This is a genomic window from Micromonospora humi (assembly GCF_900090105.1).
Taxonomy (GTDB): domain Bacteria; phylum Actinomycetota; class Actinomycetes; order Mycobacteriales; family Micromonosporaceae; genus Micromonospora; species Micromonospora humi.
Window position 1 is genome coordinate 114,139 of sequence record NZ_FMDM01000002.1, and the last position, 12,122, is coordinate 126,260.

Genomic DNA, 12,122 nt, shown 5'->3' on the forward strand with positions numbered 1-12,122 from the left:
TCCTGTCCGGACATCCCTCAGGACGCCGTCGTGTGTTCGGTGGTCTGCTGCCGCTGCCCGGCGGTCGGGGTGACCACGGTGCCGGGCAACCGGTCGTCGACGAACGCCTGCCACATCTGGCGTCGCCGGGGTTTGCCGCTGGAGGTGCGGGCGATCGTGCCGCGCGGGGCGTCCACGATGACCACCTGCGCGCCCTCCGCCCGCCGGCGCAGCTCCTGCGACGCCTGCGCCAGCCACTCGGGGCGTGCCTGCTCGAAGACGGCGACCACGGTCGCCGCGCCGGCCCGGTGCCCCAGCAGGGCGGCCATCCGCTGCGCCGGCACCCCCGGGCGGCAGACCGCCCATTCGAGGTCCTCGGCGAAGACCGCCCGGCCGCGCACCTTCATGCTGTCGCCGAGGCGGCCGAGCACGTGCAGTTGGCCCTCGTGCAGGAAACCGGCGTCGGCGGTGCGCAGCACGCCGTCGGCCAGCGCGGTCTGCGACGCCGACTCGCCGTCGGTGACGTACCCCTGGGCGACCGACGGGCCGCGCACCTCGATCTCGCCGACCACGCCCTCGGGCACCGGCGTCCCGTCGCCGTCCAGGATGCGCACCTGGACCCCGGCCAGCGGCCGGCCGCAGCCGACCACCGGCTGCGTCGGCTCGTCGCCGGTGGGCTCGTCGGGACCCGCCACCACCCGCGCGCCCGGGCGCAGCCGGTCGGTGCGCAGGCCGACGGCGGTGTGCAGCTCGTCCAGCGGCAGCCCGGTCACCGCGAGGGTCGCCTCGGCCAGACCGTACGCGGGCAGCAGCGCCCGCGGGTCGAAGCCGTGCGGTGCGAGCAGGTCGCAGAAGCGGCGCAGCGCGTCGACGTCGATGCGCTCGGCGCCGACGATCACCGCCCGCCAGGCGGAGAAGTCCATGCCGTCCAGCGCGGCCGGACGGACCCGCCGGGCGACGTACTCCAGCCCGAAGTTCGGCATCGAGGTCAGCCGCGCGCCGTGCCGGCCGAAGCAGCGCAGGTAGCGGGCCGGGTCGCGGACGAACTCCTCGGACGGCATCAACCACAGGTCGCTGGTGTTGACCACCGGGGTCACCAGGCAGCCGATCAGGCCCATGTCGTGGTGCACCGGCAGCCACGAGGCGGTCGGGTCGTCGGGGGTCATGGCCAGCCACGTCCGGATCGCCGCGACGTTGGCGGCGAGCGCGGCGTGCGGTACCCGGACGCCGCGGGCGCGACCGCTGGAGCCGGAGGTGAACTGGAGCAAGGCCAGCGGCCCGGCCTCGGTGACCGCGCCCCGGGCGTCGCCGCCGGCGGAGACCAGCTCCTCGGCGGTGAGCACCCGGGGCACGCCGGCGGTCGCGGCCAGCGGCCCGATCGTCGCGGTGAGCCGCTGGGCGCAGACCAGCACCTTGGGCGCGGCGGCGCGCAGCAGCCCGAGCACGTGCTCGCGGTAGACGTCGCGGTCCTGAAAGGTCAGTGGCGGGGCGATCGGCGAGGGCGCCGCCCCGGCGGCCATCGCGGCGAACAGCGTGGCCACGAAGTCCGGCCCGGCCGGCTCGACGACGGAGACCACGTCGCCCGGACCCACCCCGGAGGCGCGCAGGCCGGCGAGGACGGCCCGGGTGCGGTCGGCGAGTTCGGCGTAGGAGCGGAAGTCCCAGTCGTCGCCGGTGGCGGCGAAGTGCACCCCCCGGTCCGCGCGGGGGTGCTCCAGCCAGCTCAGCAACGGTGAGCCCGTCGTGGTGCCTGCGGTCATCGACCCGTCACCTCCTCCCTCAGTACATGTATCTGAGATTGATAGCAGATACAAGGCTAAACAAGATACGAGTGAGCCGATAGAGTGCGTTCGTGACCAGTACGCTGCCCCGGGTCGACGGCCTGCTCCCCGACCTGGCGGAACGGGCGCCGGAGATCGACCGCACCGGCCGGATCCCGGACGACGTCATCAGCGGCCTCGCCGCGGCCGGCTGCCTGCGCATGCTGGTGCCCGCCGCGCACGGCGGCGCCGACCTGCCGCTGGTCGAGGCGTTGCGGGTGGTCGAACAGCTCTCCGTCGCCGACTCGTCCACCGGCTGGCTGGTCGGCCAGGTCGGGCTGGCGCACCTGCTGTTCGCCTGCTTCCCCGAGGCCGCCCGGCGGGAGATCTACGCCGACGGTCCGGACGTGCTCGGCGCCGGCGCGGTCGCGCCCAAGGGTCGGGCCGCGCCGGACGGCGCGGGCGGCTGGCAGGTCAACGGCAGGTGGCCGTTCGTCACCGGCGCGCCGCAGGCCAGCTGGATCTACCTGAACTGCCTCGTGCTCGACGGGCGCACCCCGCGCACCCTGCCCAACGGCGCGCCGCTGACCCGGATGGTGCTCTTCCCCGCCGCCGAGCTGGAGCTGGTCGACACCTGGCAGGTGCTCGGCCTGCGCGGCACCGCCAGCCTGGACGTCCGGGCCGCCGCCCGGACGTGTCCGGAGCACCGCGGCTTCAGCCTGGTCGGCGGCGGCGACGAGGTGCACCGCACGGTGTTCCGGATCGCCCAGGCCGGGCTGCTCATCGCCGCTGTCGACCTCGGCATCGCCCAGGGCGCGGTGGGCGACGCCGCCGCCCAGGCCGCCGCCGGCCGCCGGCGCACGTTCAGCACCCGCTCGCTCGCCGACTCCCCCGTCTTCCACGACCGGCTCGGCGAGGCCCACGTGGCGCTGCGCGCGGCCCGCGCGCTGCTGCACGCCGAGGCCGAGACCGCCTGGGAGACCGCCCGCCGGGGCGAGGTGCTCAGCCCGCTCGACCGGGCCTGCCTGCGGGCCACCGCCGCGCAGGTCACCGCCGTCGCCCACCAGGCCGTGCAGGCGGCGTACGCGCTGGCCGGCGCGTCGACGGTGTTCGACGGCTCGCCGCTGCAACGCCGGCTGCGCGACATCAACACCGCCACCCAGCACTTCGTCAACGGCCGCGACAGCTACGCCACGGTCGGCGCGTTGCTGGCCGGCGCGCCGGTCGACACCACGATGTTCTGAGCGCCTCGGACCGCCGCGGGCGCCGACGCCGGCACCCGCGGCGGCACCGGCGCGCCCGCGCCGAAGTACCGCTCCCGCAGGGTCCGCTCCGCCGGGTCGTACGCGGTGCGGAACAGCCCGCGACGCTGCAGCTCCGGCACCAGCAGGTCGCAGATGTCGGCGATGCCCTGGGTGGTCGGGCAGGGAATGAGGTTGAAGCCGTCCACGTCGGCGACCTCCAGCCACTGCTCCATCCGGTCGGCCACCTGCTCCACGGTGCCGAACAGGGTGACCGGCGCGTTGGTGCGCGGCCGGCGCGCGGTCGCCACCAGGTAGCGCACGTCGCCGACGGTCCAGTCGCGCTCCGGGCCGAGCCGGCGCAGGAAGCCCAGGAAGCTGTGGCTGCCCTGCCCGGCGATCTCGCCCACCGGCGTCTCGTCCGGGTACGCGCCCAGGTCGACGTCCATCCAGCCGCACCACTTGGCCAGCTGGCCCTCCCCGCTCCACAGCGCCACGTACTCCTCGGCGCGGCGGCGGGCCTCCTGCCGGGTCGGCGCCACCATCACCATGCTGCCCTGCAACGCCTTGACCGAGCGCGGGTCGCGCCCGTGCGCGGCGACCGTCGAGCGCAGCTTCGCCACCTGCGGCGCGCCGTCGGCCGGCTCGGCCATGGTCAGGAACACCACCTCGGCGTGCCGGGCGGCGAACGTCAGCCCTCGGCCGGACGCGCCGGCCTGGTAGAGCACCGGCGTGCGCTGCGGCGACGGCTCGCACTGGTGCGGCCCGCGCACGTCGAACCACGGTCCCCGGTGGTCGATCTGGCGCACCCGGTCCGGGTCGGTGAACACGTTCGCGGCGGCGTCGCGCACCACCGCGCCGTCGTCCCAGCTCTCCTCCCACAGCCGGCGGGCGACCTCGACGTACTCGTCGGCCCGGTCGTAGCGCTCGTCGTGGTCGAGGTGCTCGCCCAGCCCGTTGGCCGAGGCCGAGCGGAGGTACGAGGTGACGATGTTCCAGGCGACCCGACCGCCGGTGAGGTGGTCCAGCGAGCTGAACACCCGCGCGCACTCGTACGGGGCGTGGTAGGTGGTCGAGTAGGTGACTGCCAGGCCGAGCCGGGAGGTGGTGGCCGCGATGGCGGGCAACACCAGCAGCGGGTCGATCGAGGGGATCTGCACCGCGTGCCGTACCGCCGCCCGCCAGTCGCCCCGGTAGACGTCGTAGACGCCGTGCACGTCGGCGAAGAAGAGCGCGTCCAGGCAGGCGGCCTCCAGCCTGCGGCCGAGGTCCACCCAGTAGCCGAGGTCGCGGTAGCCGGTGGCGCTGCGGTCGGCGGGATGCCGCCAGAAGCCCTTGAACTGCGGGGACGGCGAGCACTGGGTGAACAGATTCAGATGCACGTATCAAGCATCTCGCATCGTATCTGGTATGGCAACGGCCGAGCGGATACGGTGTCGTCATGCCCGTGACGCCCCGCATCGACCTCGCCTCGGTCACCCGGCTCACCGAGCTGGCCGACTACATCGTCCCGTTCACCATCCGGGTCATGTGCGACCTCGCCGTCGCCGACCAGCTCATCGCCGGCCCGCTGCCGGTCGCCGAGCTGGCCGACCGCGTCGGCGCGGACCCCGGCGCGCTGACCCGGGGGCTGCGCGCCCTGGCCGGGCGCGGCATCTTCACCGAGACCGAGCCCGAGGTCTTCGGGCTCACCCCGCTCGCCGAGCCGCTGCGCAGCGACCACCCCTTCTCGGTGCGGGAGTGCTTCCCGCTCATGCCGCCGGACATCTACTCGTGGGCGCGGCTGACCCACAGCATCCGCACCGGCGAGACCGCATTCGGTCACGTCCACGACGGCGCCCGCTACTACGACCACTTCGCCGACCACCCCTACGAGTGCGTCCGGTTCGAGCGCTCGGCGGAGAGCGTCAACCCGTTCGTGCTGCGCACCGTGGCGCCCGTGCTCGACCTCGCCGACGACGCCACCCTCGTGGACGTGGGCAGCGGGCACGGCACCTTCGCCGCCGGGCTGCTCGCCCGCCACCGGGGGCTGCGCGCGGTCCTGGTCGACCTGCCGCACGTGGTGGCCGAGGCGCCGGCCGTCCTGGCCCGTGCCGGCGTCGCGGACCGGGCCGAGATCCGCGGCGGTTCCTTCTTCGACCCGCTGCCCGACGGCGCCGACGTCTACCTGCTCAAGACCATCATCCACGACTGGCCCGACGCGCAGGCCGCCGCGATCCTGCGCTCCGTGCGTGCCGCCGTCCGGCCGGACAGCCGGGTGGTCATCGTGGAGTCCGTCAGCCGCTACGGCAACCACGACGACACCGGCAAGGTGATGGACGTCAAGGCGCTGGCGCTCTTCGGCGGGCACACCCGCACCGCTGACGAGTTCCGCGCGCTGCTCGCCGACGCCGGCTTCCGGCTCGCCCGGATCACCCCGACGTCGTCGATGTCCGTCCTGGAGGCGGTGCCGGCCGGCCCGCCCGTCGACGACGCCCCGGTCGCCGCCGGCTCCGCCGGTCGGGCCGGATGAGGAGGATCCGATGCCCCGCCTGGACGGCCGCAACCACATCAACCTCACCGTCGTCGACCTCGACCGCAGCACGGAGTTCTACCAGGCGGTCTTCGAGATGGTGGTGGTCAACGACGTCACCCCGCCCGAGTCCGGGTTCCGGTTCCGCACCCTGGTGCACCCCGGTTCGTTCGCCTCGGTGGTGCTCGGCCGGGCCGAACCGCCCGGCGACCCGGCCGTGCCGGACCGCTTCGACGAGCGCCGCCCCGGCCTGCACCATCTCGCCTACCACGTGCCGGAGCGGGGCGACCTCGACGACTGGGCCGCCCACCTGGACGGCCTCGGCGTGCCGCACTCCGGCGTCACCACCTCCAGGCACGAGGCGGGCTCGCAGATCTGGCTGCGCGACCCGGACCACATCTGGCTGGAGTTCTACTGGGTCAACCGTGACTTCTTCGTCGACCGGCTGCGGCAGGTGTGGCGACGCGAGCGGCGGCGCACCGGTGCCTGACCGGCGGGCCGGGTCTCCCGGCCCGCCCCGCCCGGTCAGGCCGGCAGCTCGTCCTCGCCGCGGGTCACCACCGTGTCGCCGAGCACCAGCAGGTCGATCTCCTTGGCCCGGGTGAACGTGTCCACCGCGTCGGCGGCCGAGTCGACGATCGGGTCTCCGGCCAGGTTGAACGACGTGTTGACCACCGCTGGCACGCCGGTGAGCTGCCGGAACTGCTCGATCAGCGCCCAGTAGCCGGGGTTGGTGTCGCGGTGCACCGTCTGCGGGCGCGCCGAGCCGTCCACGTGCGTCACCGCCGGAATCCGCCGGCGGGCGTCCGGGCGCACCGACGCGGCGGCCAGCATGAACCTCGACGGGTCGTCGAGCCGGCCCTCGATCAGCTCGTGCGCGTGCTCGGCGAGCATGCTCGGCGCCACCGGCCGCCACATCTCCCGGCCCTTCACCACGTTGAGCCGCTCCAGGCTGCGCCGGTCGCGCGGGTCGGCGAGCAGGCTGCGGGCGCCCAACGCGCGCTGCCCGATCTCACCGCGTCCTCTGGCCCAGCCGACGATGCGCCCCCGGGCGATCTCGCCGGCCACGAACCGGGCCAGCGCCTCGTCGCCGAGGCGGCGGTACGGCAGGCCGGCGTGGGCGGCGGCCGCCTCCCCCGCCTGGGTGGTGACCGGCCGCCCCCAGTACGCGTGGTCGATGCGGGTGGGGGTGAACGACCCGCACTCGCGCGCGGAGACCAGCGCGGCGCCCAGCGACACCCCGGCGTCGGTGGGCACCGGCGGCACGTAGACCCGGTCGAACAGGCCGCTGCGCACCAGCACCCCGACCATGGTGCAGTTCATCGCCACGCCGCCGGCCAGCGCCAGCACCGGCGTGTCCACCCGCCGGCGCAGCTCGGTGGCCAGCGACAGCACCGCCTCCTCCAGCCCCTGCTGCACGGTGGCGGCGAAGTCGGCGTACGCGATCGGCTCCTCGGCCTCGCGCGGTGCGTACGGGAAGAACGCGCCGAAGCCCGGGCGCAGCGACTCGGCCACCGCCGGGTAGTAGGCCATCAGCGGGCCGAGCGACGCGATGCGCCGGGCCGGCACCTGCGCGGCGGGCGCCCGGACCAGCTCGTACCCGCCCGGCACGGCGCGTACCGGCGCGCCCGGCGCGGGCCGCCCGTACGCGGCGAGGCCCATCAGCTTTCCGGTGCCCCAGTAGCCCAGCCCGGCCCACTCGGCGGCGGCGTTGTAGTAGAAGCCCAGCGACTCCTCGACCGGCCACTCCCGCAGGATCTCCACCTCGCCGTCGGCGAAGCGGCCGATCGACGTCGACTGGGTCTCGCCGGCGCCGTCGACGACGAGCACCGCGGCCTCGTCGGCGTCGCAGCTGAACGCCGCGCTGGCCGCGTGCGCCACGTGGTGCGGCACCCAGCGCACCGCCGGCATGACCAGGTCCTCCTGGTCGGGAAAGAGCATCGCCCGCAGCCCTTCGGTGGTGAACCGGCGGTTGCGGCCCAGCGGGATCTGCCGGAAGTCCCAGCCGATCGCCACGGTGTCCACCTCCGCCGGGCCGATGCCGGCCATCGCCAGGCAGGCGGCGACCGCCTCGGCGGGCGGCTGCCCCACCGCGTGCTTGCGCCGGCTGACGCGCTCCTGCTCGACGAGCGAGCAGAGCGCGCCGTCGCGCAGCAGCGCCGCGCTGGAGTCGTGGAAGCCGATGTTCACCCCGAGTACGTAGCGTGCCGACATCGTCGGCCTCCCTTCCGGTTTCTGCCGTTCACCCGGCGTGGCGGGCCGCGTCGACGGCGAGCACGGCGCGGACGATGTTGTGGTAGCCGGTGCAGCGGCACAGGTTGCCCTTCAGCCCGTGCCGCACCTCCTGCTCGGTCAGCGGGCCCGGGTGCTCGGCGAGCAGGCTCACCGCCGCGAGCACCATGCCGGGTGTGCAGAAGCCGCACTGCAACGCGTGGTGCTCGCGGAACGCCTCCTGCACCGGGTGCAGCCGGTCGCCGTCGGCCAGCCCCTCGACGGTGCCGATCTCGGCGCCGTCGGCCTGCGCGGCGAGCAGCGTGCACGACTTGGCCGACCGCCCGTCCAGCAGGACGGTGCAGGCGCCGCAGGAGGAGGTGTCGCAGCCGACGGTGGCGCCGGTCAGCGCCAGCTCCTCCCGGATCAGGTGGACCAGCAGGGTGCGGGCCGGCACCTCCCGGCGTTGCGGGCGGCCGTTGACGGTGACCGTGACCGTGACCGTCGCGGCGCCGGGTCGGGTGTCGATGGTCATCGTCGCTCCTCCACGGCGTCGGCGAGGGCCCGGGCGACCAGCACCCGGCTCAGGTGCCGGCGGTAGTCGGCGGAGCCGCGCACGTCGTCGGCCGGTTCGCAGTCGCGGTCCGCGTACGCCGCCGCGGCCGTCGCCGACGCGCCCTCGGCGAGCGCCGTCTCGACGGCCGTGGCGCGCCGGATCGTCCGGTCCATGCCGGCCAGCGCGACCCGGCCGTCGGCCACCGCGACGGCCACCAGGGACCACTCCAGCGCCGGTCGGGCGAACGTGCGGTAGCTCCATCGGCGTGGGCCGGGCAGCGGCACCCGCACCTCGGTGAGCAGTTCGTCGGGCCGGCACACGGTGACGCCCGGCGCGACGGCCAGCTCGGCGACGGGCACCAGCCGGGCACCGTCCACGCTGGTCAGGACCGCGGTCGCGGCCAGCGCGACCAGGGCGGTCGGCAGGTCCGCGGCCGGGTCGGCCTGGGCCAGCGCGCCGCCGACCGTGCCGGCGTGGCGGACCTGCGGGTCGCCGACCGACGCGGCGGCCGTCGCCAGGATCGGCGCGTGCCGCGCGACGAGCGGGTCGGCGAGCAGCAGGTGGTAGCGGGTCAGCGCGCCGATCGCGAGGTGGTCGCCCCGCGCGGCCACGTAGGACAGCTCGGTGAGCCGGCCCAGGTCCAGCAGCGTGTCGACGGCGTCGCGGCGCAGCTTCAGCGCCGGCAGCAGGGACTGCCCGCCGGCCAGCGGCCGCAGCAGGTCGCCGTGCTCGCGCCGCAGCCGCAGCGCCTCGGTGAGGTCGCCGGCGCGGTGGTAGCGCAGGTGCGCCGGGATCACGGGCCCGCCGCCGACCAGGTGGGCACCGGGCTGCGGTGCGTGGCGCGCAGGATCGTCTCGACCAGTTGGTGGCGGTGGGCGAGCAGGTAGAAGTGCCCGCCTCCGAAGGTGTGCAGGGTGAACCGGCCCCGGGTCCGGCCGGCCCAGGCGGTCGCCTCGTCCGCGGTCACCTCGCTGTCGTCCGCGCCGATGCAGGCCAGCACCGGCGCGCGCAACGGCAGCGGTGGCTCCGGCCGCCACGTCTCGGCGATCCGGTAGTCGGCGCGCAGCACCGGCAGGGCCACCGCCTTCACCCCGTCGTGCTCCAGCGTCTCCCGACCGGTCCCGCCGAGACGGCCGGTCTCGGCCCAGAGCGTGTCGTCGTCGGCCAGGTGCACGCTGGTGTCACGCAGCCGGTCCGGCGCCGGGCGGCCGGAGACCACCAGTGCCCGCAGCCCGCCGCCCGGGCCGTCCAGCCGGCGTGCCGTCTCGTACGCCACCGACGCGCCGAGGCTGTGCCCGAACAGGACCACCGGGACGTCACCCGGCAGCGCGCGCAGCGCCGACACCACCCCGGCGGCCAGGCTCGGCAGGTCGGCGGCGAACGGTTCCCCGGTGCGGTCCATCCGGCCCGGGTACTGCACGCCGTGCAGTTCGACGTCGTCGGGCAGGTGCCCCGCCCAGGGCCGGTAGAACGCGGCGTTGCCGCCGGCGTGCGGGAAGCAGACCAGGCGCAGCGCCGGCCAGCGCAGCGGCCGGGGGCAGCGCAGCCAGGTCCGCGCGGCGGTCACCGGCGCGCCCCGATCGGCTCCGGCTCGACCGCCCGGGCGGCGGCGTCGGCGAGCTCCGCGACGTCGGCGGGCAGCAGCATCCGCGGCGGCGTGGAGTGCAGCAGCTCGGGCGGCCCGAGCCGCGCCGTGACGTCCTGCCACAGCCGGCACAGGGTGAGGTGGTACTGGCCGTGCCGCACCGGCTTCTCCCCGGCCTGCGCGGCGCGGTGCAGCTCGCCCAGCGCGTGCCCCACGCCGGCCGGCCAGACCCGCTCGAACACGTCGCGGTAGCTGGGCGCGGTCGGGTCGTCCAGCGGCTGTGCGCTCGGCACGTCCAGGTGGTCCGGATCGTCACCGCCGGAGCCGGCGAAGTGTGGGCGGCCCACCGCCCGGTCCTGCACCTGCTGCGGGAAGTCGGGCCGAGGACTCCACACTGTCGGCCCGTGCGTGCCGAGCAGGGTCAGGTTGCCGGCCTCGGTGCCGATGGTCACCCGGTGCAGCAGGTGCGCGTAGTTGTCCGGGTCCGCCGGGTCCATCTGGTTCTGCACCCGCAGGGTCAGCGGCACCCCGGCGAGCACCCCGTCGACGCTGCGGAACGGCACGTCCACCGGGGACAGCCGGCGTACCTGCTCGGGCAGCTCCGCCGGAGCGGCCAGGCCCCACGGGCGGACCCCGCCGAGCGCCTGGCCGAGGATGTCCAGCAGCGCGTACGCGACCTGGAAGCCGCACGCCGCGTCGACGTAGCGGGCCGGGCGGCGGGCCAGCAGGGCGCGGGCCGCGGCGACGAACCGGCGCACCGGCGCGGTGTGCACGTAGAACGAGTTGAGGTGGTAGACCACCCCGGCCCGGCCGGCGGTGCGCAGGCACTCGACCAGCTCGTCGTGGTGCAGCGGATGTTCCTGCAACACGTGCAGGCCGCGTTCCATCAACGCGCGGGCCACCTCGCCGCCGGGCCCGCCGAGCAGGCCGCCGCGGATCACCACGCAGGCCAGCCGCACGTCCTCGGGCACCTGCGTCACGTCGGTGAACAGCGGCACCCCGTAGTGCCGGGCGCACGCCACCGAGCGGGCGCTGCCGCCGGCCAGGATCCCGGCCAGCTCGAACGGGAAGTCGGGCTGCCGGAAGGCCTGCAGGTAGACCTGGCCGAACTTGGTACCGGCGACGAGCACCCTCGGTCTCACGCCACCCCCTCCTCGATCGGTTCGTAGCGGGCCAGCGGGCCGTCCTCGACGTGCAGCGCGGTGACCGCCGGGCTGCTCCGCAGCCGGTCCACCGCCCACGTCGGGTCGACCACCTCGGCCAGGTGGTGCACGCCGGGCGGCAGGTCACCGGCGGCGGCCGCCACCGCGCCGAGCGCCACCGCGGCGCCGGTGAGCGCGTTCGCGCCGGTGCCCCGGCAGGCCAGCACCCGGCTGCCGGTCGGCCCGGTCAGCTCCACGAGCAGCACCTGGTATCGGGGCCGGCCGAACGCGTCCAGCTCGGCCGCCCGGCACAGCGCGTCCACCGCGTCGGCCAGGTCCGCCGGCCCGGCCAGCCCGGCCGCGCCGACCGGCCCGGCCCGGGAGGCCGACGCGCGCCGGGCGCCGTCGGCGAGCGCGGCCGGCACCCGGCTGCCGGCGAACGCCGACCACCAGTCCACGTCGGTGAGGCCGAGCCGGCCGGCCAGCCGCTCGGTCTCGGTACTCAGGTACGGCTGCAACAGCACCGGTTCGTCGAAGAACGGCACCGCCACGCCGACCTGCGCGGCGAGCACCCGGCTGCGTCGCGCACCGTCGCGCCAGGCGGCCAGCGGCTCGCCGTAGCCGCCCTCGCCCACCGCGAGGAAGTCCCACGCGGCGCCCGGGCTGAAACCGTCGCGCCCGCCGACCCAGCCCGTCAGCCGCCGGGCGCCCGGCAGGCGCCCGGCCAGGTACGCCGGGAGCAGCCCGGACAGCCCCGGCATCATGCCGGCGGAGATGACCGCGACCCGGCCGGCGGCGCCGGGCAGCGCGGCGACGGCCCGGTACAGCCCGTCGTCGCCGGCGGCGTCCACGTAGGCGGCGCCGGCGCGGGCCGCGGCGCGGCCGACCGTGTCGCCGACCGTGACCGCGGGACCGGCGCAGTTGACCACCGTGTGGCAGCCCGCGCAGAACGCATCCAGGCTGCCCCGATCGGTGAGGTCCACCGGGCGGGCCTGGACCCGCGGGTCACCGGCCGGCACCCGCCGGGGGTCGCGGCTGCCCGCGCGGACGGTGTCCACGGTCCAGGCCAGCAGGTGCGCCAGCGCGTGCCGGCCCACCCCACCGCTCGCGCCCACCAGCGCGATCGTGCCGGACAC

General features: G+C 75.8%; 11 protein-coding genes. 3 read left to right on the forward strand and 8 right to left on the reverse strand.

Annotation, left to right across the window (positions count from 1 at the left end):
* Nucleotides 1–17: 17 nt before the first annotated feature.
* The gene (locus GA0070213_RS03640) at nt 18–1,739 is read right to left on the reverse strand and encodes an AMP-binding protein (RefSeq protein ID WP_091057139.1); all 1,722 of its coding nucleotides are present in this window, start codon (nt 1,737–1,739) and stop codon (nt 18–20) included.
* Nucleotides 1,740–1,831: 92 nt separating this feature from the next.
* Here GA0070213_RS03640 and GA0070213_RS03645 point away from each other — a divergent pair, with 92 nt between their 5' ends.
* Nucleotides 1,832–2,983: an acyl-CoA dehydrogenase family protein gene (locus GA0070213_RS03645; RefSeq protein ID WP_091057142.1), complete on the forward strand. Its 1,152-nt coding sequence runs from the start codon at nt 1,832–1,834 to the stop codon at nt 2,981–2,983.
* On the opposite strand, the gene GA0070213_RS03650 is transcribed toward GA0070213_RS03645, so the two are convergent.
* The gene (locus tag GA0070213_RS03650; protein ID WP_245716239.1) at nt 2,926–4,362 is read right to left on the reverse strand and encodes an LLM class flavin-dependent oxidoreductase; all 1,437 of its coding nucleotides are present in this window, start codon (nt 4,360–4,362) and stop codon (nt 2,926–2,928) included. The two genes, GA0070213_RS03645 and GA0070213_RS03650, sit on opposite strands and share 58 nt — an antisense overlap.
* 59 nt (nt 4,363–4,421) lie before the next feature.
* On the opposite strand from GA0070213_RS03650, the gene GA0070213_RS03655 reads away from it, so the two are divergent.
* Together GA0070213_RS03655 and GA0070213_RS03660 are read left to right on the forward strand one after the other, a co-directional pair.
* A complete protein-coding gene (locus tag GA0070213_RS03655; protein WP_091057144.1) occupies nt 4,422–5,492 on the forward strand; it encodes a methyltransferase in 1,071 nt (356 codons plus the stop codon).
* Between the two features lie 10 nt (nt 5,493–5,502).
* Nucleotides 5,503–5,982, forward strand: coding sequence for a VOC family protein (locus GA0070213_RS03660; RefSeq protein ID WP_091057148.1), 480 nt, complete (start codon nt 5,503–5,505; stop codon nt 5,980–5,982).
* Nucleotides 5,983–6,017: 35 nt separating this feature from the next.
* Here the strand turns inward: GA0070213_RS03660 and GA0070213_RS03665 are convergent, their stop codons facing one another.
* Genes GA0070213_RS03665 through GA0070213_RS03690 form a run of 6 tightly spaced genes read right to left on the reverse strand, consistent with a single transcriptional unit; the run spans nt 6,018 to nt 12,122 of the window.
* Nucleotides 6,018–7,706: a carbamoyltransferase family protein gene (locus GA0070213_RS03665; protein WP_091057153.1), complete on the reverse strand. Its 1,689-nt coding sequence runs from the start codon at nt 7,704–7,706 to the stop codon at nt 6,018–6,020.
* A 28-nt stretch (nt 7,707–7,734) separates the two neighbouring features.
* Nucleotides 7,735–8,238, reverse strand: coding sequence for a (2Fe-2S)-binding protein (locus tag GA0070213_RS03670; RefSeq protein ID WP_091057156.1), 504 nt, complete (start codon nt 8,236–8,238; stop codon nt 7,735–7,737).
* Nucleotides 8,235–9,056, reverse strand: coding sequence for an FAD binding domain-containing protein (locus GA0070213_RS03675; RefSeq protein WP_091057160.1), 822 nt, complete (start codon nt 9,054–9,056; stop codon nt 8,235–8,237). The genes GA0070213_RS03670 and GA0070213_RS03675 overlap by 4 nt, the downstream gene beginning before the upstream one ends.
* Complete coding sequence (locus tag GA0070213_RS03680; protein ID WP_091057163.1) at nt 9,053–9,826, reverse strand: thioesterase II family protein; 774 nt, start codon at nt 9,824–9,826, stop codon at nt 9,053–9,055. Before GA0070213_RS03680 ends, GA0070213_RS03675 begins: the two co-directional genes overlap by 4 nt.
* Nucleotides 9,823–10,986: a Gfo/Idh/MocA family oxidoreductase gene (locus GA0070213_RS03685; RefSeq protein WP_091057166.1), complete on the reverse strand. Its 1,164-nt coding sequence runs from the start codon at nt 10,984–10,986 to the stop codon at nt 9,823–9,825. Before GA0070213_RS03685 ends, GA0070213_RS03680 begins: the two co-directional genes overlap by 4 nt.
* Nucleotides 10,983–12,122 carry an NAD(P)H-binding protein gene (locus tag GA0070213_RS03690; protein WP_091057170.1) on the reverse strand — a complete coding sequence of 380 codons (1,140 nt, stop codon included), beginning with the start codon at nt 12,120–12,122 and terminating at the stop codon, nt 10,983–10,985. The genes GA0070213_RS03685 and GA0070213_RS03690 overlap by 4 nt, the downstream gene beginning before the upstream one ends.